Below are 23,633 nucleotides of genomic sequence, written 5' to 3' on the forward strand. Positions count from 1 at the left end.
TTCACCGCCGTGCAACCCGCCTCCGGCCACGCTGGCCGCCATGATCAGAACTCTCTGCGCGGCCCTCCTGGTGACGGCCTGCACCGTGTCCACGACTGCGTCCGCGTCCATCTCCAAGCCCGCGTCGGTCTCGGCCCAGGCCGGGGACTGCGCGCCGGCCACGGCGCCCCCGCCGCAACCCGTGCCGCCGACCTCGGTGAACACGCTCCGGCAGGCGTACTTCTGCGTGCTGGACAACTACTACGGCGGCCCGGCCATGGACCCGAAGGAGCCGTTGAAGAACGCCTTCTCCGCCTACACCCGGGATCTGATGCGGCGCGACGCCGACCGGGCCGGTCTCCGGCTGCCCGCCCTGACCGGCGACCGCGACAGCGACTGGGCCGCCGTCGCGAGGGTCCTGGGCACCGGCGACCCGGCCGCGCTGCGCGCCGCGATCACCGGCATGGTCGCCGGGCTGCACGACAACCACGCCCGGCTGGTCAGGCCGACCCCGCCCCCGGAGGACGAGCCGGACGGGCCGGTCGGAACGGGCATCGCGGGCATCTCCGCCCAGCAGGGCCCCCAGCTCGATCCGGCGGCCCGGCCTCCGCTGTTCATCACCCGCGTCCTGCCCGGCAGTCCCGCGGCCAAGGCCGGCATCAGACCCGGTGACATCGTGGTCGAGGTCAACGGCATACCGCCGTTCATCGGGGACAAGGTGAACCAGGGCTTCGTCGACGCCGTCACCACCGATCCGATACGCGTCACCCTCAAGCGCCCCACGACGGGACGGACCCGCACGGTCGAGCTCAAGGAGGGCCCGATCACACGGCAACCTCCGTCGGTGACGTCGAGGACGCTGCCCGGCGGCGTCGCCTACGTCCAGCTGCCCGGGTTCTACGAAGGCGCCGCCGACCAGGTCATCGCCAAGCTGAAGGGCAGGCCGAAGGCGGTGGTCCTGGACCTGCGCGGCAACGGCGGCGGGTCGCCCCGCGAGGTGACGCGGCTGCTCGGCGCGTTCGCGCACGGCAGGGTCACCAGCTACTTCTGCCCGCTCAAGGGCGACTGCGTGCCCAACAGGACCGACGACAGCGTCCCGCTGCTCGGCTCGCGCCTGGTCGTCCTCACCGACCGCGGGTGCGCCTCGGCCTGCGACGACTTCAGCGCGGCCGTCAAGGGCAACAAACTGGGCACCCTCGTCGGGACCCGCACCGCCGGAGCCGTCTCCGGCCCCGCCGCGGGCTATCTCCTCGACGACGGCAGCGTGTTGCTCCTGCCCAGGGTCCGCCACCTCGGCCCCGACCGCGAGATCATCGACACCGTCGGCGTGCCGGTCGACCACCACGCCCCCATGACCGCCCTCGACCTGGCCACCGGACGCGACCCGGGCGTGTCCAAGGCGCTCTCGCTCCTGTAGCCCGTACCGGCCGCACGGTCCGCGGGCGCCCGCGGACCGTGCGGAAACCCCGGAGCGGGCCGGGGCCGCGGTCCTTCAGAACCTGTCGCGGACGACGCGCCGCTCGACCAGTCCCAGCACGGCGTCGGCGGCCTTGCCGAGCAGGGCGAGCAGCAGGATGGACAGCAGGAGGATGTCGGTGCGGCCGGTGTTCTGGCTGTCGATCAGCAGGAAACCCAGGCCCATCGAGGAGGCGATGAGCTCGGCGGCGACCAGGAACAGCCATCCCTGGGCGAGCCCCAGCCGGAGTCCGGCGAACACCGCGGGCGCGGCGGAGGGGAGCCGGATCCGGACCAGCAGCCGCACCCCGCGCAGGCCGTACGCCCGCCCGGCCTCCACCAGGTGCGGATCGACGTGCGTCAGGGCCGTGAACACCGTGGTGTAGACGGGGAAGAACGCGCCGATCGCGACCAGGACGATCTTCGGCCCCTCGCCGATGCCCAGCCAGAGCACCAGCAGCGGCACCCAGGCCAGGGAGGGCACCGCGCGCAGCGCGGCGACGCTGGGCGACAGCAGGGCCCTGGCGGGCGCCGACAGCCCGACGGCCGCGCCGAGCACCAGCCCGAGGCCGGCCCCGGCGGCGAAGCCGAGCAGCACCCGCTGCCCGCTGATCGCGACGTGCAGCCACAGCTCGCCCCGCCGTACCAGCTCGCCCAGCGCGGCCAGCACGGCCGAGGGCGGCGGCAGCTGGCTCTGCGTGAAGAGCCCGGCGGCGGTGGCCACCTGCCAGGCGGCCACCACGACCAGCGGCACCACCAGCCCGGCGGCCGCCCCGGCGACCGGCCCGGCCCCGCGCAGCCTTCTCCCGGACCGGCTCCCCCGGCGCCCGAAAGCGGCGTACCCCGCAACGTCCCCTGCGGCGTTCTCCGCGCTGTTCCCCGCAGCGTCCCCTGCGGCATACCCCGCAGCGTCCCCCGCCGTGGCGTTCGCGGGGGCGGCCGTGGTGTCCTCCGTCGTGTCCTCCGCCGTGGCAGCGGCGGTGGCGTTCGCGGGGGCGGCCGTGGTCTCCCCTTGCGTGTCACCCGGTGTGTCAACCGGCGTGTCACCCGCGCCGGGGTCCGGGGAGCGCCCCCGGGTGACGAGGCTCACGACGCGCTCGCCTTCTGGGCGAAGGCGGGCTCGAACAGCGAGTCGAGCGCGGCCCTGGCCTCCTCCGCGGAGCGCACCTGGTTCTCCTCGACGAGGGTCGGCAGGATGCGCTCCAGCACGGCGCGCTGGTCGGCTCCCGGCACCGGGCTCAGGTCGACCTCGGTGCGCTCCTTCAGCACGACCCCGGCGACCTCGGGCGCCAGCTTGGCCTCCCGCGCCAGCAGGGCGACCGCCTCGTCCGGGTGCTCGCCGACCCACTCGCGGGCACGCTCGTAGGCGTCAGCCACGGCCTGCACGAGTTCCGGGTGCTCCTTGACGAAGTCCTCGCGGGCGTTGAGGAAGCCGTAGGAGTTGAACTCGGGCTCGCGGTGGATGAGGGTGGAGCCGGACTCGATCTGGCTCTGCGCCATGAGCGGGTCCAGGCCCGCCCAGGCGTCCACGTCGCCGCGCTCCAGCGCGGTCTTGCCGTCCGCGTGCTGCAGGTTGACCACCTCGACGTCGGTGCCGGCCAGTCCCGCCGCCTTCAGCGACTGCAGCAGGAAGAAGTACGGGTCGGTGCCCTTGGTCGCGGCGACCTTCTTGCCCTTGAGCTGGTTCACCTTGGTGATCGGCGACCCCTTCGCCACCACCAGGGCCGCCCACTCCGGCTTGGTGTAGACGGTGACGGCCTTGATGGGCGTACCGTTCGCCCGGGCCTGCAGCGCGGCGGCGCCGGCGGTGGAGCCCAGGTCGATGGCGTCGCCGCGCAGGTTCTCGTTGGCCTTGTTGCTGCCCGCCGACAGCACCCAGGTGACCTTGGTGCCCTTCAGGTCCTGCTCCAGCCAGCGCTGCTCGCGGATCACCAGGCTGAGCGGATTGTAGTAGGCGTAGTCGATCCGCAGCTCCCCCGCGGCCGGGGCGGCGGCGGTGGTGGCGTCCTCGCCCGCGACGCAGCCGGTGGTCAGGCCCGCGAGCAGGACGGGCAGCAGGAGGGCGCGCGGCAGGGCACGGCGGGAGATCATCGGGTGGGCTCCTTGAGGGCGGAGTCGGCGGCGGAGTCGGCGGCGGGACGGGGGACGCCGAGGCGTTCCAGCAGGTCGGCGCGGAGGGCGGCGAGTTCGGGGTGGCCCCGGTCGCGGGGGCGGGGATGCGGTACGGCGAGCGTGGTCACGACCGTGGCCCCCTCCCGCGCAGCCTGGTCGACCGTGGCCCCCTCCCGCCCGGCCCGGTCGCCGAGCAGGACCACGCGGTCGGCCAGGTGCAGCGCCTCGTCGACGTCGTGGGTGACCAGCAGCACCGTGGTGCCCGACTCGCGCTGGACGTCGGCGAGCAGGTCCTGCATGCGCAACCGGGTGAGCGCGTCGAGGGCGGCGAACGGCTCGTCGAGCAGCAGCACCCCCGGCTCGCGGGCCAGCGCCCTGGCCAGGGCCGCGCGCTGGGCCATGCCGCCCGAGACCTGCCGGGGCCGGTGCCGGTGGAAGCGGTCCAGGCCGACCACGTCCAGCCAGCGGCGCACCACCTGGCGGCCCTCGGTCCTGCCGGTGGCCCCGGGCAGGCCGAGGGCGACGTTGCCCGACAGGTCGAGCCAGGGCAGCAGCCGGGGTTCCTGGAAGACCACGGCGCACCGCTCGTGCACGTCCCGTACGGCGGCACCGTCCACGAGCACCCGGCCGCGCGTCGCCAGGTCGAGCCCGGCCACCAGCCTGAGCAGGGTGGACTTGCCGCATCCCGACGGTCCCAGGATCGCCACGATCTCCCCCGGCGCGACGTCCAGGTCGACGTCGCGCAGGACGACGTGGTCGCCGAACGCGCGGCCGACCTCGCGGAAGGTGACGCCCGCCGCGTTCACCGCCCGCTCCGCGCGGAAAGAACGGAAGGAACGGTCACGAGAACGGCCCGGCCGGGCTCACGGGGACGGGAACGAGCATGGGATCTCCTCTGGCACCATCCACATCGGGGTAATACCTATATAAAAAGGGGGAAAAGTGGGGAACTGTCAACTCCGCCTGCGGCGCCTCGACCACCCGGCCCGCCGCCGTATACCGTCAAAGCGGATATTGCCTACCATTTATGCAGGAATTAGGGTGATCCTAACGTGACCCGCAGAACGGATCCAGTATGACTACCGACAGCACGACGTCCCGGGCTCCCGGCCTGCCGGGGGCGCATGTGATCGCCGACGACGCGGAGGCGGTCGCCACGGCCCGCGCGCTGGCCACCGAGTTCGCGCCCGGCGCCGCCGAACGCGACGCCGCACGGGTGCTGCCCGTCGCGGAGCTGGACCGGCTCTCCGCGAGCGGGCTGCTCGCGATCACCGTACCGCGCGAGCACGGCGGCGCGCAGGTGAGCGCCCGGACCCTCGCCGAGGTGGTACGCCTGCTGGCCGCCGCCGACCCGAACATCGCGCAGATCCCGCAGAGCCACTTCGTCTACGTCAACGTGCTGCGCCGCCAGGGCACCCTCGAGCAGCGGAAGTTCTTCTTCGGCGAGGTGCTCGCCGGCGCCAGGCTCGGCAACGCGCAGTCGGAGGCGGGCACCAAGCACGTGCAGGACTACCGCACGCGGCTGGTGCCCGACGGCGAGGACGGCTTCCTGCTGCGCGGGGTCAAGCACTACAGCACCGGCGCGCTGTTCGCGCACTGGATCCCGGTGCTGGCCCGGCGCGAGGACGAGACGCTGCACGTGGCGTACGTGCCCAGAGACGCCGACGGGCTGACGGTGATCGACGACTGGGCCGGGATGGGCCAGCGGACCACGGCCAGCGGCACCGTGCGCCTGGACGACGTGCGCGTGCCCGCGAACCGCGTGGTGCCGCACCACCTGACGTTCACCGGGCCACAGCTGCACGGCGCGGTGGCCCAGCTCCTGCACGCCGCGATCGACGTGGGCATCGCCGGTGGGGCGCTGGCCGAGGCGCTGGAGTTCGTCCGTACCAAGGCGCGGCCCTGGTTCGAGAGCGGGCTGGACAGCGCCGCCGAGGACCCGCTCGTCATCCAGCGGGCGGGCGAGCTGACGATCAGGGTACGGGCCGCGGAGGCGCTCCTGGCCGCGGCCGGCCGGGAGGTGGACGACGCCGCCGCGGACCTCACGGAGGAGTCGGCCGCCGCCGCCTCTATCGCGGTGGCCACCGCGAAGGCCTACGTTGACCCGGTCGCGGTCGAGCTGGGCAGCGCGGTCTTCGAGCTGGGCGGCACCCGCGCCAGCCTGGACGGGCTCAACCTGCACCGCCACTGGCGCAACGCCAGGACGCACACGCTGCACGACCCGGCCCGCTGGAAGATCCAGCACATCGGCCGCTACGCGCTCAACGGGCAGCTCCCGCCCCGCCACGGCCTGCTCTGAACCCACCCCGCCCCAAGACCGCGACCGACGACGGAAGTGCCATGACAAACCTGACGTTCCACTGGTTCCTCCCCACCTACGGCGACAGCCGCGACATCGTCGGCGGCGGCCACGGCCTGCCCGCGGGAGCGGCCGGCGGCGCCCGCCCCGCCACGCTGGCCTACCTGCGGCAGATCGTGCACGCCGCCGAGCACCTCGGCTTCGTCGGCGCGCTGACGCCGACCGGCGCCTGGTGCGAGGACGCATGGCTGACCACGGCCATGCTCACCGAGACCACCGAGCGGCTGAAGTTCCTGGTCGCCTTCCGGCCGGGGCTGGTCACGCCGACCCTGGCCGCGCAGATGGGCGCCACCTTCCAGCGGCACTCGAACGGGCGCCTGCTGCTCAACGTCGTCACCGGCGGCGAGAGCCACGAGCAGCGCGCCTACGGCGACTTCCTGGACAAGGACGCCAGGTACGCGCGGACCGACGAGTTCCTGCACATCGTGCGGGCGCTGTGGCGCGGGGAGAGCGTGAACTTCGCCGGGGAGCACCTGCGCGTCGAGGACGCGAGGCTGAACCGGGTGCCCGACCCGGTGCCCGACATCTACTTCGGCGGCTCCTCCCCGGCGGCGGGCCGGGTCGCGGCCCGGCACGTGGACGCGTACCTCACCTGGGGCGAGCCGCCCGCCGCGGTCGCCGAGAAGGTGAACTGGGTGAACGGCCTGGCCGCCGCCGAGGGGCGCACGCTGCGGCAGGGCATCCGGCTGCACGTGATCAGCAGGGACAGCTCCGAGGAGGCGTGGACGCAGGCCCGCAGGCTGCTCGACGGCATCGACCCGGCCACGATCGAGAAGGTGCAGGCGGGCCTGGCCCGCAGCGAGTCGGAGGGCCAGAAGCGGATGCTCGCCCTGCACGGCGGCAGCCGCGACGGGCTGGAGATCTCCCCCAACCTGTGGGCCGGGGTCGGGCTGGTCCGCGGCGGCGCGGGCACCGCGCTGGTCGGCAGCCACACCGAGGTGGCCGACCGGATCGAGGAGTACGCCCGCCTGGGCATCACCGAGTTCATCATGTCGGGCCACCCGCACGTGGAGGAGGCGTACTGGTTCGGCGAGGGAGTGCTGCCGATCCTGCGCGAGCGCGGGCTGTGGGAGCACCCCGACGCGGCACCCGCGCCCGAGCCGGCCTCGATCCCGTTCGCGTCTACCGGATCGAGCTGAACGAGGCTCCGCTCGTCCCCGGTCCCGGTGCCGGTCCTGGTCCCGGTGCCGGTGTCGCCGGTCAGCCCAGGTTGTTTGGGGTTCCCGGGTCGCCCAGGTCCAGGCGGTCGGCCAGCCCGGCGGCGGTGAAGGCGGCCACCAGGTCGTCGCGGCCCTCGGTGAAGTGCGCCCAGCTGTCGTAGTGGACGGGAACCACCCGGCGGGCACCGAGGATCCCGGCGGCCTCGGCGGCCTGGACGCTGTCGAGGACGATCGGCGCCCCGTCGAAGAGGGCGGGGAAGCGGGGCGCCCCGGCGAAGAGGATGGCGGTGTCCACCGGGCCGAAGTGCGCGGCGATCTCCTTCACCAGGTCGAGCGAGGCGTTGTCGCCGCTGACGTAGACCGCAGGCAGGCCCTCACCGGTCAGGACGAACCCGACGACCTGGCCGGTGACCGGCTCGACCTCCTCGCGCGCGCCGGGCCCGTGGACGGCCGGCACGCCCGTCACGGTGATCGTGCCCCCGCCGGGACGGTCCAGCTCGATCGCCTCCCAGTCGGCCAGCCCCCTGGCCCCGCCTCCCAGGCGCCGTCCGCCCCCGGGCGTGGTGAGGGTGAGCGGGACGCCGGCGAGCAGGGCCCGGCCGGAGTCGTCGAGGTTGTCGGGGTGCTCGTCGTGGGAGAGCAGGACCACGTCGACGCGGCCGAGGTCGGCGGGGCCGGCGGAGGAGGGTGCGGTCTTGGTCAGCATCCTGCGGCCCTCCCTCGGGTAGTCGCCGGGCGCGTCGAAGGTGGGGTCGGTGAGAAACCTCAGGCCGCCGTACTCGAAGAGGGCGGTCGGGCCGCCGAAGACGCGGACGGGAACCTGCTCATGACTCGTGCCGGCAGCGGCCACGGGAAACTCCTCACGGATGAATGCTTGGCTATCCGTGAAGGACGGTAGCTGTTTCTCACGGATGAGCGCAAGTCGTACCATGAGAGTCATGAGCGAGTCCCCGATCGCCGGATCCCTGCCCCCGCCCGCGCCCGGGGCGGAGCACTATCTCGCCCTCGACTTCGTCAACAGCGCCCTCGCGCTGCCGGGCGGGCACTTCGTCGACCTCCTCGGCACCCCCGAGGCGGCGAACCGCTGGCTCACGGGGCACGGCCTAGCTCCGGCCGACGCGGGGCTGCGAGAGATGTGCACGACACAGCTGCGCTCGATGCGCGAACACCTCAGGGCGTTGTTCGCCGCCCGGGTCGGCGGGCTTCCCGCCCTGCCCGCCGCCCTGTCCGCCGTCAACGACGCGCTGACCAGGGCTCCCACGGCCGCCCTGCTGCGGTGGGACGACAGGACCGGCCCCTACCGCGCGGCCCCGCACCCCGCCGACGAGATCCTCGACCACACCCTGGCGGCCCTCGCGGCCAACACGGCCGACCTCCTCACCGGCCCCGACGCCGGGCGCCTCACCGCCTGCGGTTCCGCCCCCTGCAACCGCTACCTGCTGCGCCACGGCCGCCGCCACTGGTGCTCCACCCGCTGCGGCGACCGCGCCCGAGCCGCCCGCGCCTACGCCCGGCGCGCCCGTCCGACGGCGGGCTGAAGCGCGGCGGCCGTCACGGGAGGAGCCGACCGGCGCCGGGGTCGCCGAGGCCGCCCGCTCCCCCGCCGTCGCGGGCGAGCGTCGCCGGGCCGTCGTCGCCGGGCCGTCGTCGCGGTCACTCCCGGTGTGCGCGGCCGGGGTCCGTGCCGTACAGCGTGGTGAGGTCGGCGACGGTGGCGGCCATCAGCTCGCGCAGCTCGGGCGGCTCCAGCACCTCGATGTCGGCGCCCAGGCGCAGCAGCTGCCACTGGGCGTGCCGGGTGGACTCGGTCGGCAGGCGCAGCACGACCCAGCCGTGCTCGTCGGGCGGTCCCGCCCCGGCGAGCGCGGCTTCGGCGACCTCGGCGCCCACCGTGTAGCTCAGCATCCCCTCGGTGCCGGGCGCCATCCGCACCACGGCCTCGCCGGTGTACATCCGCTCGCGGAAGCCGGCGGTGTGCTCACGCCAGAAGGCGGCCAGGTCGAAGCCGGCGGGGCGCTCGAAGTGCCCCGCCGCGAGCTCGGCGCTCACGATCCGCGACACCCGGTAGGTGCGCGGCCCTCCCTCACCGGCGAACGCCACCATGTACCACGCCCCGCCCTTGAGGACCAGCCCGTACGGGTGGGCCAGCCGCTCGACGTCGCGGGGCCCCCAGCGCCGGTAGGTCATGCGCAGCGGCCGCTGCTCCCACACCGCCTCGGAGACCTCCCCGAGGAAGGGGGCCGGGTCGGCGTCGCGGTACCAGCCCGGGACGTCCAGGTGGAAGCGCTCGCGCATCCGGGAGGCGTGGAAGCGCGGCTCGGGAGGGAGCGCGGCGAGCATCTTCAGCTCGGCGTTGGCCGCGACCTCGGCCAGCCCCAGGTCGGCGGCGGGACCGGGCAGTCCGGCCAGGAACAGCGAGGACGCCTCCTCGGCGGTCAGGCCGTTGAGCCGGGTGCGGTAGCCGTCCAGCAGGCGGTATCCGCCGGCGGGGCCCCGGTCGGCGTAGACCGGCACCCCGGCCGACGACAGCGCCTCCACGTCGCGGTAGACCGTGCGCACCGAGACCTCCAGCTCCCCGGCCAGCTCGGTGGCCGTCATCCGGCCCCGGGTCTGCAGGAGCAGCAGGAGTGAGAGCAGCCGGCTCGCGCGCATGGCGGTCATTGTCCCGTACGTTCGCCCCGCGCACTCGCCCTCGTGCGGCCACCCGCGTCCCCGTCCGCACGGCTGCTCCACCATCTGTTCCACACGCTGTTCCAGACGCTGTTCCAGACGCTGTTCCGCGTACTCGCCGCGCGGCCGTCCACGTGCGGCTTTTCGCGTGTGCGCCCGCACGGCCGTTCCACACGCCCGTCCTGCACGGTCGTCCCGCCCGTTTGCCAATCTCACATGGCCCGTGTTCAAATGAACACGTGGAAAGCAACAATCGCATCCGTGCGATCATGTCGGCGTTGCGTGACAGCGACGTCGTCTCCGTCGCGGAGCTGGCGGTCGAGCACGCGGTCTCGGAGATGACCATCCGCCGCGACCTCGACGAGCTCGCCCAGCAGGGCGTGGTCAGGCGGGTCAGGGGTGGCGCGGTGAGCCTGCTGCTGCGCGGGGAGGAGCCGCCCTTCGGGGTGCGCGAGCGCGAGGCGGTGGAGTCCAAGCGGCGGATCGCCGCCGAGGTCGCGGCCCTGCTCGCCGACGGAGAGGCCGTGCTGCTCGACAGCGGCACCACCTCCCTGGAGATCGCCCGCGTGATCCGCGACCGCCGCCTGACGGTCCTGCCGCTCTGCCTGCAGTCGGCCACCGAGCTCAGCGCGGCCTCCCGGATCCGCCTGGTGCTCCCCGGGGGCGAGGTCCGCCCCGGCGAGCTGAGCTTCACCGGCCCGCTGACCGAGAGCGCCATCCGGGCCCTGCGCTTCGACACCGCGGTCATCGGCTGCTGCGGCCTGTCCGCCGAGCACGGCCTCACCGCCCACGACCTGTCCGACGTCGCCGTCAAACAGGCGGCGATCGCCTCCGCCCGGCGCGTGATCGTGGCCACCGACTCCGGCAAGTTCACCCGCACCGCCTTCGGCGCGGTCTGCCCGCTGGACCGTCTCGACATGGTCGTCACCGACACCGCACTGCCCCCCGCCGAGCACGACGCCATGATCGCGGCAGGCGTCGCCGTCCGCACCGTCTGACTGGAGCCCCTCCCCATGCACGTCACCACCCTCGACCGAGCCGTGCTGCTACGCGGCCGGGTGGCGGTCTACCTGCTCTTCCTGCTCGCGGGCATGGCCATCGGCACCTGGACCGCGCGCATACCGTCGATCAAACAGGGGCTGGGGCTGAGCGAGGGCGAGCTCAGCATCGGGCTGCTCGGCATCGCCGCCGGGGCGATCGCCGGCATGCAGGTGGTCGGCCGCCTGGTCGACCGCTACGGCAGCGTCAAGGTGATGCTGCCGATGGCCTTCGCCCAGGGCATCGTGCTGGTCCTGCCCGCCTTCGCGCCGAACCTCATCGGCCTGGCCGTCGCGCTGTTCGCCTTCGGGGCGGTGCACGGCACGCTGGACGTGGCGATGAACGCCAACGCCGTCGAGATCGAGCAGGCCACCGGCCGCCCGATCATGTCGTCCTTCCACGCCGTGTTCAGCATCGGCGGCTTCCTCGGCGCCACCACGGGAGGGCTGCTCGCCCAGGTCGCCCTCAGCCCGGGGCTGACGTTCGCCGCGGTCGCCGCCGTGACCGTCGCCCTCGCGCTCTGGGCCGCCCGCTGGGCGCTGCCCCTGACCGCGCGGGCCACCCCCACCGGCACGGGACCGGCGACCGGCGGGGGTGGCGGGGTGCTGCTGCTGGGCGTCCTGGCCTTCTGCTGCATGATCGGCGAGGGGGCCGCGGCCGACTGGAGCTCGGTCTACCTGAGCGAGAGCCTCAACAGCTCCGACGGGTTCGCCGCGGCCGCCTACGCCGCCTTCTCGATCATGATGACCGCGGGCCGCCTCGCCGGCGACAAGCTGGCCACCCTGCTGGGGCCGGTCAAACTGGTGCGCGCGTGCGGGGCGCTGGCCGCCGCCGGGCTCGGCCTGGGCCTGCTCGCCGACCACCAGATCGCCGCGGTCATCGGTTTCGGCTGCTTCGGGGCCGGCCTGTCCTGCATCGTCCCGCAGGTCTTCTCCGCGGCCGGCAGGCGCGACCCGGCTCAGGCCGGGAAGGCGCTGGCCCGGGTGGCGAGCCTGGGCTACGTGGGTTTCCTCAGCGGGCCCGTGCTGATCGGCGGCGCCGCCGAACTGATCGGCCTGCCCCGCGCGCTCGCCATCCCCGCCCTGCTGGCTCTTTTCGTCGCACTGGCCGCGAGAGCGCTCCGGACCCCGCCCTTTACAAAGTAGATCAGGTACGGATCGTCGCCGGGCTCCCGCGGACCGCTGCGGGCCACGGTGGGCCGCAGCGGGCCCGGCCGGGCCGGAACGTGGATCACAGCAGCGCCAGCGCCTGGGCGGCGACCCCGGCCATGCCCAGGCGCTCGGCCAGGCGCAGCGCGCGGCGGAGCAGGTGGGCGGCCTCCCCCTCCCCCTCCCCCTCCCCCTCCCCCTCCCCCGTCCCCGCCACCTCCCTCTCGGACCGCGCCGATCGCCCGGCGCTCCCGGCGCTCCCGGCGCCCCGTGCGGGCCCCTCTTGGGATCTCCCCTGCCCCGAAGCGCGCGTGCCGTCCCGCAGGCGCAGTGCCCTGGCGCGGTCGAGGTGGAGGTGCGCGATCAGCGGTGAGGCGGCTCCGGCGAGCAGGAGCGCCTCGTCGAAGCACCGCAGCGCCTCCTCGGCGTCCCCCTCGGCCAGCGCGAGCAACCCGAGATAGCGGTTCGTCGGCCCCAGCAGGATCGTGGGCCACCCGGCGAGCGCGATCTGCCCCCGGTGGGCCGACAACCGCTCCCGTACGAGGGCGGCACACCGCAACAGCTCGGGGTCGCCGTGGCCCGCCTCCATGAGCAGCGCGCACGACTCGGCCAGCAGGGCCAGCGTCGGCACCGACCACCCGTCGGGCGGCAGCGCCCCCAGATCGGAGGTCTCGCGGAAGAACGCCCTCAGCCGGTCCCTGGCGTCCTCGTGCCCGCCGATCTCGCAGAGCGCCAGGACGAGCGCCGCCCGCCAGATCGGGAAGTACTCGTACTCGGCCACCTGCCTGGCCAGCCCGGAGCCGAAGAGCTCCCCCAGCCTCCCCTGCTCGCGCAGCAGCCAGTAGTGCTGCCCGATCAGGGTCTGCCGCAGGGTGTCGGCGGACACCACCTCGCCCTCCCCCTCCCCGTCGAGCCGCTTCCACTCGGCCAGGACGCGCTCCTCGGCGCGGGCGAACTCCCCGTTCCACACGTCCATCAGCGTGTCGAGGGTGGTCTGCAGCCAGGGGCCGAAGACGCGGTGGTTGCGCGCGACGTGCCTGCGGTGACCGGCCACGGTGGCGGCGGCCTCCCTCAGACGGCCCAGCCTGAGCTGGTCGATGGTGAGGGCGACCATGGCCTCGCTGCGAAAGTGCGCGGACGCGGCCTGGATGCTCGCCTCCTGGAGCCGCTCGGAGATGCCCAGCAGTTCCTCCGGGGACGCGAAGTCGTACAGGCCCCACCTGCACTCGTTCAGCACCTCGCAGCGGATGAGCGGCCCGGCCCCGGACTCCTGCAGCTCGCGCAGCGTCGCGCGGGCCGTCTCCACCCCGGGCCGCAGGCCCGCGTAGGTGGGGTCGAGGCTGTCGCTGACCGCCATCGTCTGCTTGTGGGCGAGATGCGCCTGCAGCTGCAGCCGCAGCGGGACCGCCTCGTCGCCGGTGTCGTCGCGCAGCGCCTCCAGGCAGCCGCCCAGCACGTGCAGTAGCTGCCGGTCGGCCTGCCCGGGGTCCGACCAGCGGCGCGCCAGCCTGATCGCCGCCACCGCCGCGAGCCTCGGCAGTTTCCCGCTCTCGCCGTGGGCCCGCAGGTATAGGCGTTCGGCCTCCTCCAGGTCACCGGCGTCGTTGCGCGCGTCGCCCAGCGTGATCAGCAGGCTCACCCGGGTCTCGGCGTCGCACCGCAGCTCCAGCCCGGCCAGCGCCCACGTGATCGCCGCCTCGGTGGCGAAGCCGCGCTGCTGGGCCCGCGCGGCGCCCAGGCAGGCCGCGGCGACACGTTCCCCGGGCAGCCCGCCGCCCGAGGACCGGGCGTGTTCGGCGACGCGCACCGGCAGCGCCGGGTCGATCCAGCCGTCCCCGGTCGTCTCCGTCGTCCGTGCCAGGCGCTCGTCCAGGATCTCGAACGCCCGGCGGTGCAGCTCCATGGCGAGGGCCGGATGGCGCCCCAGCTCCTGGAGCAGGCTCTCCCTGGCCGTGTCGTGGCCGAAGCGCAGCCCCTGGTGGTCGAGGACCGTCCCTGCCGTCACGGCCACCGCGCGCCTGCGGTTGGCCTCCCGGTCGTCGAGCTCCAGCATGCCGGCGACGAGGCCGGGGTCGATCTCCCGGCCCGGGGCGGTGACGGCCGCCGCGGCGAGCCAGCGGAACATCGGGCTGGAGGCGGTGTCGTGCCGGGGGAGGTCGCGGGGAAGCTCACCGGCCTCGGTGATCCGGCACAGGTCCAGCGGCAGTCCCCCGGTCTCCTCCACGGCCCTGCCGGTCTCCGCGCGCGTCGGTTCGCGGCCCCACGTCGCGCCCAGCCACTCCGCCACCTCCTCGGCCCCCAGCCGGGACAGGGCCAGCACGTCCATCCTCCCGCGCCAGCGCGACGGCTCGGAGCGGTCGGTGAGCACGAAGCCGACGGGGACCTCCCCCAGGGCCTCCCGTACGTTGTGCAGCAGTTCCTCGGCGTCGGCGCGGAGCAGGTGGGCGTCGTCGAAGGCGACCAGGAGGCCGGCACCGGCGGTGAGGCGCAGCAGGGACACCAGGAGGGCGACCAGGCGCCGCGGGTCGCGTTCGTGGCCGGGCCCGCCGAGCGAGACGAACAGGCCCGCCGACATCAGCCCCTCCAGCGTCTCGCGTTCCTCGGCGCCGATCGGGACGGAGGGGCCGGCCAGGTCGCGCCGCAGGTCCTCCCACAGGGTCCCGACCAGCACCCGCCACGGCTGCAGGTCGCCGAGTTCCTGGCACGGGACGGTCACCATGCGCACCCTCGACGGCAGGAGCACGGCCAGTTCCTGTACCAGCCTGGTCTTGCCGACGCCGGGGACGCCGCAGACGGCCAGGGCCACCGGCTCCCCGCGCTCGAGCCGCCCGGCGAGCGCGGACAGCAGCAGGATCTCGTCCCGGCGGCCGATCAGGGAGCGCGGGCCGCCGTGGCCGTAGGCGTGCCCGTGGGCGAGCGCGGCGGGCGGCGACGGCGGGCGGCCGAGGCCGTGCCCGCGCAGGGCGAGCAGGTCCCGCGCCCGGCTCACCGCGTCGTCCCCGGGGGAGATCGCGCGGCGCCGCTCGATCAGCTCCCTCGCGGTGAGCGCCCCCTCGTCGCGCAGGGTGATGAGGAAGCGCAGCAGCCACAGCGGGCCGCTGTCCTCCTGGCCCTCGGCGGCGACCTCATCGGCGAGGAATCCCGCGTCGCCCAGGAGGTCGAGCCGGATGGCGACGCGGGCGATGAGCCTGATCAGCTCCCGGCGCCGCTCCCGCAGCGCGGCGTGGTAGTTCTCGCAGACCCTGGGCGGGATCCAGCCGCCCGCCAGCGACGCGAACGGGTCGCCGGTCCACTCCCCGAGGGCCTCGCGCAGCGTCCGCAGGGAGGCGGCGAGGTCGCCCCGTTCCAGCAGCGTCCGCCCGTCGCGCAGGTAGGCCTCGAACCGCCGCGTGTCGACGGTGGCGGCGAGGCGGCCCGGCGCGTCCTCGACCAGCTCGTAGACGTGCGAGCGCCTGGCCCGCGGGATGTCCAGCCCGCTGCCGCGCAGCAGCGCGCGCAACCGCGAGACGGGCGGCGCCACCTCCACGTGCCTGCCGGAGGAGGGGGCGGACAGTCCCGCGGCCAGGGCGACCGGGGAGATGGGGCCGCGGGCGGAGACCAGCATGGCCAGCGTCTTGGCCAGCTGGGGGTTGATCTCGCGGGGCACCCCGTCGACCACGATGTCCACGGCACCGAACAGCTTGATCTCGAAGCTCGCCACGTCCACCGCCCGGGGGAATCGAATCGTGTTTTTTCCGGCGACGGCTCCGGCTGCAAGGTCATCGCAAGGTTGTCCGCTTCATTGTGGACACGAGCGTGGAAAGCAGCTCGAAGCGCTCGACAACGATGGCACAGGAGACGACCGCATGGCCAAGATCGAGGATTTTTCCGTCGGCCCGACGGGCGACGGCCCGCGGAGAAAGGCCAGGGAGAATGTTCGACGTGAAAGGAGCGCTGAATCAGATAAACCACTAAGTGTGGCAATAATGGGACAAACGGGAGTAGGGAAGACGTCGCTGCTGAACTGCCTGTTCGGCACCGATCTCGCCGTCGGCCACGTCCGGCCGGTCACCCGGAGGCCGGAGCCGGTCTCGATACCCGGAACCTCAGGTCACATGCTGACCTTCTGGGACATGCCGGGGATCGGGGAGTCGGGCGCCGCCGACGAGACCTACCTGGCCATGTACCTGGAGAGGCTGATCCAGTGCGACGTCGTCATCTGGGCCTTCCACGCCGACAGCCGCTCCACCGTCTATGACGAGCGCTGCCTGAACGGGCTGCTCAACAGCGTCGCGGTCGAGACGCGGCGGCTCATCATGAGCAAGCTGACCTTCGTCCTCACCAAGGCGGACACCCTGACCCCGCCCCCGTGGATCTTCGACATGCGCGGGAAGCAGGGCACCTTCGGGCCCGGCGGGGCGCTCCTGCGCCGCCTGGAGGAGAAGGCCGCCTACTACGAGAGCGTCTTCCTCGAACCGCGCGCCGACATCCTGCGCACGAGCACCTACTGCACCGGGGAGTTCACCGTCTCCGACGAAAGGCTCGGTTTCGACCGTCGCGGCGTCCACTACCGCGGCCATTTCTCACAACAGGTGTGCGACGCCTACTCGGAACGCTATCCGGCGCACAAAGAGGTTTTCTCCCGTTTACGCGACAATCACCGCGTGCTGCCCTGCTCGGCGCTGTTCAGGTTCAATCTCACGCGGCTGATGACCGGCGTCGTGAACAGGCTCGGCCCCGCGGCCGTCTTCCACTTCCGGCGCCTTCTGCAGGAGGTGGACGAGCTCACCGGCGTGCCGGTGGACACCGCGCGCACGTACGGCAACATGATGATCTGGGACGGCGAGCGCGGCACCAAGGCCTTCGACCTCACCGAGCTCCCGCTCTGAGAAACCAGGCCAAGGGGGACCAAGGGGACGGCCGCGCCGCGACGGCGTCCCGCCGGAAGGGGAGACCCGGCGGGACGTCGTCGCGGGTGGCCGGCGCCACCTGACCGGCCGGACGGGGTCGGGCCGGTCAGGTGGCGCCCGGGGCCGCCGGGACGCCGGCGGCCCCGAGTCGGGGATTCTTCAGAAGGGTCAGGCCGTACGGAGCCAGACGGCGGTGTCGGAGGGCAGCAGGTTCCCCTCCAGCGGGCCGCTGGCCAGCAGGAGCGACTCGTGCTCGGGCAGGGAGACCGGCTCCCGGCCGAGGTTGACCACGCAGACCAGACCCGACTCCCGGCGGAAGGCCAGCACCCCCTCCTGCGCGTCCAGCCAGGTCAGCGTGCCGTCACCGAGCAGCTCGCGGCGCAGGTGCAGCCCGGTGCGGTAGAGGGTGAACATGGAGGTGGGGTTGGCGGCCTGCGCCTCGGCCGTGAGCGCCTTCCACTCCAGCGGCTGCGGCAGCCACGTCGGCCCGGCGCCGAACCCGAACGGCGGCTCGTCCCCCGACCACGGCAGCGGCACCCGGCAGCCGTCGCGGCCGTGGTCGGTACGGCCCGAGCGGATCCAGATCGGGTCCTGGCGCAACTCGTCGGCGATGTCCTCGACCTCCGGCAGCCCCAGCTCCTCGCCCTGGTAGACGTACAGGCCACCGGGCAGCGCCATCGCCAGCAGCGCGGCCGCGCGGGCCCTGCGCTCGCCCAGCACCGGGTCCGAGGGCATGCCGTGCTTGCGGTCGGCGTGGCTGAAGGAGGTGTCGGCCCTGCCGTACTTGGTGACCGGGCGGGTCACGTCGTGGTTGGACAACACCCAGGTGGGCGGCGCGCCCAGCGGGATGTGCGTGGCCAGGGTGAGGTCGATCGAGCCGCGCAGCGCCGCCGCGTCCCAGCTGCAGGCCAGGAAGTCGAAGTTGAACGCGGTGTGCATCTCGTCGGGGCGCAGGTACTGGGCGAACCGCTCCTGGTCGGGCAGCCACACCTCGCCGATCAGGATGCGGTCGTCGTACTCCTCGGCGACCCGGCGCCAGCCCCGGTAGATCTCGTGGACGCCGTCGAGGTCGGTGTAGGCCTCCTCGCCCCCCGTGCTGTCCATGTCCTTGACCAGCAGGGCGGCCGAGTCGATCCGGATGCCGTCCACGCCCCGGTCGAACCAGAAGCGCAGCACGTCGTGGAACTCCTGGACGACCTCGGGGTTGTCCCAGTTGAAGTCGGGCTGCTCGGGGGCGAACAGGTGCAGGTACCACTCGCCGTCGGCGATCCGGGTCCACGCGGGGCCACCGAAGATCGACTTCCAGTCGTTGGGCGGCAGCTCGCCGCCCTCCCCCCGGCCCTCGCGGAAGTGGAAGCGCTCCCGCTCTGCGGAGCCCGGTCCGGCCTCCAGCGCCTGAAGGAACCACTTCTGCTGGTCGGAGCCGTGATTGGGGACGATGTCGGTGATCGTCTTGATCCCCAGGGCGTGCGCCTCGGCGATGAACTCCTCCGCCTCGGCGAGCGTGCCGAACGATGGCTCGATGTCACGGTAATCGGCCACGTCGTACCCACCGTCGGCCATCGGCGACGGGTACCAGGGGTTGAGCCAGATCGCGCCGACGCCCAGGTCGGAGAGGTACGGCAGGCGCGCGCGGAGTCCCGCGAGGTCGCCGATGCCGTCGCCGTTGCCGTCGGCGAAGCTCCGGAGATAGACCTGGTAGATCGCGGCTCCCCGCCACCACGTTTCGGACATGCTGGAACAACTCCTTAGTAGTTGTCAGTGGGTGACGAGGTCAGCCCTTGAGGCTGCCGGCGGTGAGGCCGGCCATGATGCTGCGCTGGAAGATGAAGAAGACAATCATCGTCGGGATGCTCGCGATCACCAGCGCGGCGATCAGCACGTTCTGCGGCATCTGCGCCGAGAGCGAGGCGATGCCCACGCTGATCGTCATCTTGTCCCCGTCCGGCAGCACCAGCAGCGGCCAGACGAAGTCCTTCCAGACGTTGACCACGGAGAGGATGGACACCACCCCGAGGATCGGCCGGGAGACGGGCAGCACGATCGACCAGAGGATACGCGCCGGGGAGGCGCCGTCGATCTGGGCGGCCTCCAGCAGTTCCTTGGGGATCGAGTCGAAGAAACGCTTGAGCAGGAAGATGAAGAACCCGTTGGCCGCGGCGGGAAGCCAGATCACCCAGGGGGTGTTCAGCAGGTCCCAGCCGAAGATCGGCATGTCCTTCACCGTCAGGTAGGCCGGCAGCAGGATCACCATCGGCGGGATCATGAGCGTGGCCAGCATCAGGCCCAGGACCAGGTTGCCCAGCACCGGCCGCAGCTTCGACAGCGCGTAGGCGGCCGAGACGTCGATGGCGAGCGTGAACAGCAGGGCGCCGCCGGCGTAGATGACGGTGTTGGTGAGGAAGGTCCCCAGCTCCAACTGGTCCCACGCCTCGGCGTACACCCCGAAGTCGAAGGAGCTCGGGAAGAAGCTCGGCGGGATCTGGGCGAGCTCCTCGGGCGTCTTGAGCGCGCCGGTGACCATCCAGTACAGCGGGAACACGAACACGGCGGTGAACAGCAGCACCACCGAGGTCAGCACGATGCGGTAGATCCAGCGCCCGTGCGAGGTGGTGAGGGTGTGCGGGGAGACCAGGCTCCGGAACTCCCTGGCCGGCTCCTTGGACCTGCGCGGCCGCCTCGGCCTCTTCTCGGAGCCCCGCTCCGGCGGCCGGGCGGGAGCCGGGCGACTCGGTTGAACGGTGAGGTTCGACATCGGCTCAGCTACCTCCTTAGCTCTGGTTGTCCCGCGACAGGCGCAGGTAGAAGGCGGAGAACACCATCAGCACGACCATGAGCATCAGCCCGAGCGCGCCTCCGGCGCCGAAGTCGCCGAAGTTGAAGGCGTACTGGTACATGAGGTAGGCGACGGTGAGCGTCGCGTTCTCCGGGCCGCCGCCGGTGAGCAGGTACGGCTCGATGAAGACCTGCATGGTCGCCACGATCTGCAGCAGCAGCATCACCAGCAGGATGAGCCTGGTCTGCGGGATCGTCACGTGCCAGACCCGCTTGAAGAGCCCGGCGCCGTCCAGCTCGGCGGCCTCGTACAGCTCGCCGGGGATGCTCTGCAGCGCGGCGAGGTAGATCAGCGTGCCGGTTCCCAGGTTCATCCAGGTGGAGACGATGACGAGGGAGATCAGCGCGGTGTCGGTGGAGTCGAGCCAGCTCAGGGCCGGCAGGCTCGCCAGGTCCAGGATCTGGTTGAACAGGCCGGCGCCCGGGTCGTAGAACCACTTGAACAGCAGCACCCCGACGGCGGGCGGCAGCATCACCGGGAGGTAGACGATGAACCTCAGGTAGGCCCGCGCGTGCCGCAGCTCGTTCAGCACGATCGCCGCGACGAACGGCACGACGTAGCCGAAGACGAGCGCCAGGCCGGTGAAGGCGAGGGTGTTGAGCCACGCCTGGGCGAACGCCGAGTCCTCCGTCACGGTACGGAAGTTGTCCAGGCCGACCCAGGTGGGGTCGTCGACGAAGTTCGTCTGCTGGAAGCTGAGCAGGACCTCCCTCACCATGGGGTACCAGGAGAAGAAGGCGAAACAGATCAGTGCCCCGCACAGGAACCCGTAGGCGGTCAGGTTGCGTCGCAGCCCTCGCCGGAACGCTCCCGGCTTCCGCCGCCGTGGACCTTTCACGGTCATAGTGGTCATCGGTTGACTCCCGATATCGACATGAGTGTCGGGGTGCCGGCCGACGGGCCGGCACCCCGGGTGTCAGAAGGTCAGCTCGACTTCGCCAGCACCTTGTTGGCCTTGGCCTCGGCGTCGGCGAGAAGCTTGTCGATGTCGGCGTCCTGCCTGGTCAGCACCGCGGACATGGCCACGTCGAGGATCGCGTAGAGCTCCTGCGACTTCGGCGGCTCAAGCTTGTTCTGGATGGCCGCGGAACCCTCCACGAAGGGGGCGAAGTTCTCCACGGGCACGGTGGCGTTCGCCTTGCGCAGCTCGGTGATCTCCTTGCCCGGCGCGGTGTCGCCGTACAGGTCGGGGATCGGCAGGCCGACGGGGCGGCCCTGCTGCTTGCTGCGGGCGTAGTTGAACTGGCCCTGGCCGGGGGTCAGCTCGTGGAAGTCCAGCCACAGCATGGCGGCCTTGATCTTCTCGGGCGTGGCCTTGGGGTTGATCATGTAGCCGTCGCCGCCGCTGAGGGAGGCCTTGGCCTCGGGCAGGGCGGTGACCCCGTAGTCCTCGAACTTGCCCTTGAAGTCGTTGTTGACGGCCTGGACGACGTCGGGGGCGCCGATCATCATGCCGAGCTTGCCGCCGCCCATCATCCGCATCAGGTCCTCCCACTGGAGGAGCTGCTTGGCGCCCATGCTGTTGTCGGTCCAGCGCATGGTCTTGAGGTTCTCCAGGACGGCCTTGCCCTCGGGGCTGTTGAAGGCCGCGGACTTGCCGTCGGGGGTGACCATCTCGCCGCCGCGCCCGTAGAGGGAGGCGGCGAAGTGCCAGCCGCCGGTGTTGCCGGCGCTGTACTCGCCGAAACCGACGTACCCGGGACCCAGGGCGCTGATCTTCTTGGCGGCCGCCTGCACCTCGGCCCAGGTCTTGGGCGGTGCGGCGGGGTCGAGACCGGCCTGGGTGAAGAGCTTGCGGTTGTAGACCAGGCCCATGGAGTAGTTGTTCCTGGGCAGGCCGTAGAGCTTCTCGCCCTCCTTGAAGGTGGCCAGGACGTCGGGCCGGATGTCGTTCAGCAGCTTGACGCTGCCGACGTACGGGGTGATGTCGGCGGCCTGGCCCGCGGCGATGATCTTCTTGATGTCGGTGAAGTAAACGTAGAAGACGTCCTCCATCGAGCCACCGGCCAGCTTCGCCTGGAAGGTGTCCGGGTTGATGCAGGGGAAGGCGTCCTTGCTGTCGATCGTGATGTGCGGGTGCAGCTTCTTGAACGCTGCCACGTCCTCGTCCCAGGCGGTCCGCTCCAGCGGGTTGCTCTTCGGCGGCTGGCAGCCGACGGAGATCGTGACCGGAGCCTCGGCACCGGCGGCACTCGGCTTGGTTTCCGCGGCCTGTGATCCGCTGTCGTCGTTGCCGCACCCGGCGGCGGTGAGCGCGATGGCTGCGGCGAGCAGCATCGAGAGCTTGGGGGATTTCATCCGAGGCACTCCTTGGCGGGTCGGTTGCGAGAAACATATAGAGGCGTGCAGGAAGTAGCAAGAGCCCGTCAATCTAGATGCAAAAAAGTGACAGTGATCGATCCGCCATCTCCCGGCAACACGCAAGCCACGAGCGGGAACCCCTTTCCACCTGGGGCTACACACGGATGACACGGAGTGGAGTCATCCACTTGCGGGAAGATGCATGATGACGTCATCTTCCTGTCGAAATTTTTAGAGACGATCGCCAGGGAGACCGGAAATAGGGGCGCGAGGCGCCGGGTTCAAGGGCGGGAACGACACGGCCACCGGCCGGCGAGGCGGTGGGGGGAAAGGTCCGGCCGAGGAGTCTGACCTGGGAGAGACGAGGGGCCTGACCTGGGAGAACGGCGGGACCTCCGGCGGCCGGGAGGCACCGGTCACGGCGAGGCGGCCCGGCGCCGGGGCGACGTCGCGACGGCCCCGGACCGGTCACGCGCCGGCCCTGAAACGGTCAGGCCGATATCGCCCCGGGCGCCGCCGGGGCGGTGGAGGCGCGGACCACGAGTTCGGGGTCGAACAACAGCTCGCCCCCCGGCAGGGCGGCGGCGTCGATCTGGCCGACCAGCAGGTCCACGGCCGCGCGGCCCATCGCCTCGATCGGCTGGCGCACCGTGGTCAGCGGCGGGTCGGTCCGGTTCATCATGGCCGAGTCGTCGTACCCGATCACCGAGACGTCGCGCGGCACCGCCAGCCCCTCGCGCCGGGCGGCGCGCACCGCGCCGAGCGCGAGCAGGTCGCTGCCGCAGATCAGGCCGGTGACGCCGCGCCGCACCAGCCGGGTGGCGGCGGCCTGGCCGCCCTCCATCGAGAACATGGCGTGCTCGACGAAGCGGTCGCCGAACTCCATGCCGTGCGCCCGCGCGTAGGCGGTGAAGGTCTCCAGCTTGCGGCGCGAGGGCATGTGGTCGGGCGGCCCGAGGAGCATCCCGACGCGCTCGTGGCCGAGGGCGCGCAGGTGTCCGGCCGCCATCTCGGCCGCGGCGACGTCGTCGCAGGAGACCTGGGAGAAGCCGAGGTGCCCGGCCGAGGCGTTCACCAGGACCGCGGGCAGGCGCCGCTCCAGGATGCGCGCGTAGTGCTCGTGGGAGGCGTCCCCGTCGGCGTACGCTCCCCCGGCGAAGACCACGCCCGAGACGTGCTGCGCCAGCATGAGGTCGACGTAGTCGGCCTCCTGCAGCCCGCCCGCGGTGCGCGTGCACAGCACGGAGGTGAACCCCTGCTGGGCGAGCGCCCCGCCGACGACCTCGGCGAACGCGGGGAAGATCGGGTTGTGCAGGTCGGGGAAGACCAGGCCGATCAGGCGGGCGCGGTCGCGGTGCAGCCGGGTCGGGCGCTCGTAGCCGAGGGCGTCGAGCGCCGTCAGCACCGCGTCCCTGGTCGACTCGGAGACGCCGCGCCTGCCGTTGAGCACGCGGCTGACCGTCGCCTCGCTCATCCCGACCCTCTTGGCCACCTCAGCAAGCCTCCGCGTCATACCCGCAAGCATACGGCGGCTTTCGCAAGTGTTTACATCCGCTTTGCGGATCAATGTCATACCGACTCGTGATCATGACGGGTTATGGTGACCCGAGATGCGGGCTTCATGCCCCGATAGAGGTGATTGCCGGACCTCACCTCGCCGTTCGTACGGCCCTGTCACGCAGCTCC

The 23,633-nt window shown here is 72.4% G+C and carries 18 protein-coding genes; 7 read left to right on the forward strand and 11 right to left on the reverse strand.

What is annotated here, in order from left to right; genetic code table 11:
* Nucleotides 1-40 precede the first annotated feature (40 nt).
* Nucleotides 41-1,396, forward strand: a complete 1,356-nt coding sequence (locus tag ACFYWM_RS09585; RefSeq protein WP_389911282.1) for a S41 family peptidase — start codon at nucleotides 41-43, stop codon at nucleotides 1,394-1,396.
* A gap of 75 nt (nucleotides 1,397-1,471) precedes the next feature.
* On the opposite strand, the gene ACFYWM_RS09590 is transcribed toward ACFYWM_RS09585, so the two are convergent.
* The 3 genes from ACFYWM_RS09590 to ACFYWM_RS09600 are packed head-to-tail and all read right to left on the reverse strand — an operon-like array spanning nucleotide 1,472 to nucleotide 4,352.
* Nucleotides 1,472-2,524, reverse strand: coding sequence for an ABC transporter permease (locus ACFYWM_RS09590; RefSeq protein ID WP_389911285.1), 1,053 nt, complete (start codon nucleotides 2,522-2,524; stop codon nucleotides 1,472-1,474).
* Entirely contained in the window at nucleotides 2,521-3,525 is a 1,005-nt protein-coding gene (locus ACFYWM_RS09595) for an aliphatic sulfonate ABC transporter substrate-binding protein (protein WP_389911288.1), read from the reverse strand. Before ACFYWM_RS09595 ends, ACFYWM_RS09590 begins: the two co-directional genes overlap by 4 nt.
* Entirely contained in the window at nucleotides 3,522-4,352 is an 831-nt protein-coding gene (locus tag ACFYWM_RS09600) for an ABC transporter ATP-binding protein (protein WP_389911291.1), read from the reverse strand. The genes ACFYWM_RS09595 and ACFYWM_RS09600 overlap by 4 nt, the downstream gene beginning before the upstream one ends.
* A 269-nt stretch (nucleotides 4,353-4,621) precedes the next feature.
* Between ACFYWM_RS09600 and ACFYWM_RS09605 the strand changes: the two genes are divergently transcribed.
* On the forward strand, nucleotides 4,622-5,845 hold the full coding sequence (locus tag ACFYWM_RS09605) for an SfnB family sulfur acquisition oxidoreductase (protein WP_389911294.1): 1,224 nt from the start codon (nucleotides 4,622-4,624) through the stop codon (nucleotides 5,843-5,845).
* Between the two features lie 41 nt (nucleotides 5,846-5,886).
* Nucleotides 5,887-7,044 (forward strand): LLM class flavin-dependent oxidoreductase, encoded by a 1,158-nt coding sequence (locus ACFYWM_RS09610; protein WP_389911296.1) that lies wholly within the window; start codon nucleotides 5,887-5,889, stop codon nucleotides 7,042-7,044.
* Nucleotides 7,045-7,105: 61 nt separating this feature from the next.
* Here ACFYWM_RS09610 and ACFYWM_RS09615 read toward each other — a convergent pair whose 3' ends face one another.
* Entirely contained in the window at nucleotides 7,106-7,915 is an 810-nt protein-coding gene (locus tag ACFYWM_RS09615) for an MBL fold metallo-hydrolase (protein WP_389911299.1), read from the reverse strand.
* An 88-nt stretch (nucleotides 7,916-8,003) separates the two neighbouring features.
* Here ACFYWM_RS09615 and ACFYWM_RS09620 point away from each other — a divergent pair, with 88 nt between their 5' ends.
* The gene (locus ACFYWM_RS09620; RefSeq protein ID WP_389911302.1) at nucleotides 8,004-8,603 is read left to right on the forward strand and encodes a CGNR zinc finger domain-containing protein; all 600 of its coding nucleotides are present in this window, start codon (nucleotides 8,004-8,006) and stop codon (nucleotides 8,601-8,603) included.
* Nucleotides 8,604-8,718: 115 nt separating this feature from the next.
* On the opposite strand, the gene ACFYWM_RS09625 is transcribed toward ACFYWM_RS09620, so the two are convergent.
* Nucleotides 8,719-9,717, reverse strand: a complete 999-nt coding sequence (locus tag ACFYWM_RS09625) for a helix-turn-helix transcriptional regulator (RefSeq protein WP_389911305.1) — start codon at nucleotides 9,715-9,717, stop codon at nucleotides 8,719-8,721.
* A gap of 257 nt (nucleotides 9,718-9,974) precedes the next feature.
* Here ACFYWM_RS09625 and ACFYWM_RS09630 point away from each other — a divergent pair, with 257 nt between their 5' ends.
* Nucleotides 9,975-10,733, forward strand: coding sequence for a DeoR/GlpR family DNA-binding transcription regulator (locus ACFYWM_RS09630; RefSeq protein WP_389911308.1), 759 nt, complete (start codon nucleotides 9,975-9,977; stop codon nucleotides 10,731-10,733).
* Nucleotides 10,734-10,748: 15 nt separating this feature from the next.
* Complete coding sequence (locus ACFYWM_RS09635; RefSeq protein ID WP_389911311.1) at nucleotides 10,749-11,918, forward strand: MFS transporter; 1,170 nt, start codon at nucleotides 10,749-10,751, stop codon at nucleotides 11,916-11,918.
* Nucleotides 11,919-12,003: 85 nt separating this feature from the next.
* Here the strand turns inward: ACFYWM_RS09635 and ACFYWM_RS09640 are convergent, their stop codons facing one another.
* Nucleotides 12,004-15,621 (reverse strand): AAA family ATPase, encoded by a 3,618-nt coding sequence (locus ACFYWM_RS09640; RefSeq protein ID WP_389911313.1) that lies wholly within the window; start codon nucleotides 15,619-15,621, stop codon nucleotides 12,004-12,006.
* Nucleotides 15,622-15,766: 145 nt separating this feature from the next.
* Here ACFYWM_RS09640 and ACFYWM_RS09645 point away from each other — a divergent pair, with 145 nt between their 5' ends.
* Nucleotides 15,767-16,789 (forward strand): GTPase family protein, encoded by a 1,023-nt coding sequence (locus tag ACFYWM_RS09645; RefSeq protein WP_389911316.1) that lies wholly within the window; start codon nucleotides 15,767-15,769, stop codon nucleotides 16,787-16,789.
* Nucleotides 16,790-16,978: 189 nt separating this feature from the next.
* Here ACFYWM_RS09645 and ACFYWM_RS09650 read toward each other — a convergent pair whose 3' ends face one another.
* The 5 genes from ACFYWM_RS09650 to ACFYWM_RS09670 form a co-directional block, all read right to left on the reverse strand.
* Entirely contained in the window at nucleotides 16,979-18,544 is a 1,566-nt protein-coding gene (locus ACFYWM_RS09650; RefSeq protein WP_389911319.1) for a glycoside hydrolase family 13 protein, read from the reverse strand.
* A gap of 40 nt (nucleotides 18,545-18,584) precedes the next feature.
* Nucleotides 18,585-19,565, reverse strand: coding sequence for a carbohydrate ABC transporter permease (locus tag ACFYWM_RS09655; RefSeq protein WP_389911322.1), 981 nt, complete (start codon nucleotides 19,563-19,565; stop codon nucleotides 18,585-18,587).
* Nucleotides 19,566-19,581: 16 nt separating this feature from the next.
* Complete coding sequence (locus tag ACFYWM_RS09660; RefSeq protein WP_389911325.1) at nucleotides 19,582-20,499, reverse strand: carbohydrate ABC transporter permease; 918 nt, start codon at nucleotides 20,497-20,499, stop codon at nucleotides 19,582-19,584.
* Between the two features lie 71 nt (nucleotides 20,500-20,570).
* Nucleotides 20,571-21,944 (reverse strand): ABC transporter substrate-binding protein, encoded by a 1,374-nt coding sequence (locus ACFYWM_RS09665; protein ID WP_389911328.1) that lies wholly within the window; start codon nucleotides 21,942-21,944, stop codon nucleotides 20,571-20,573.
* 493 nt (nucleotides 21,945-22,437) lie between these two features.
* On the reverse strand, nucleotides 22,438-23,472 hold the full coding sequence (locus tag ACFYWM_RS09670; protein WP_389911332.1) for a LacI family DNA-binding transcriptional regulator: 1,035 nt from the start codon (nucleotides 23,470-23,472) through the stop codon (nucleotides 22,438-22,440).
* Nucleotides 23,473-23,633 lie beyond the last annotated feature (161 nt).

The organism is Streptosporangium sp. NPDC002721 (assembly GCF_042888905.1).
In the GTDB taxonomy this organism is placed as follows: Bacteria; Actinomycetota; Actinomycetes; order Streptosporangiales; family Streptosporangiaceae; genus Streptosporangium.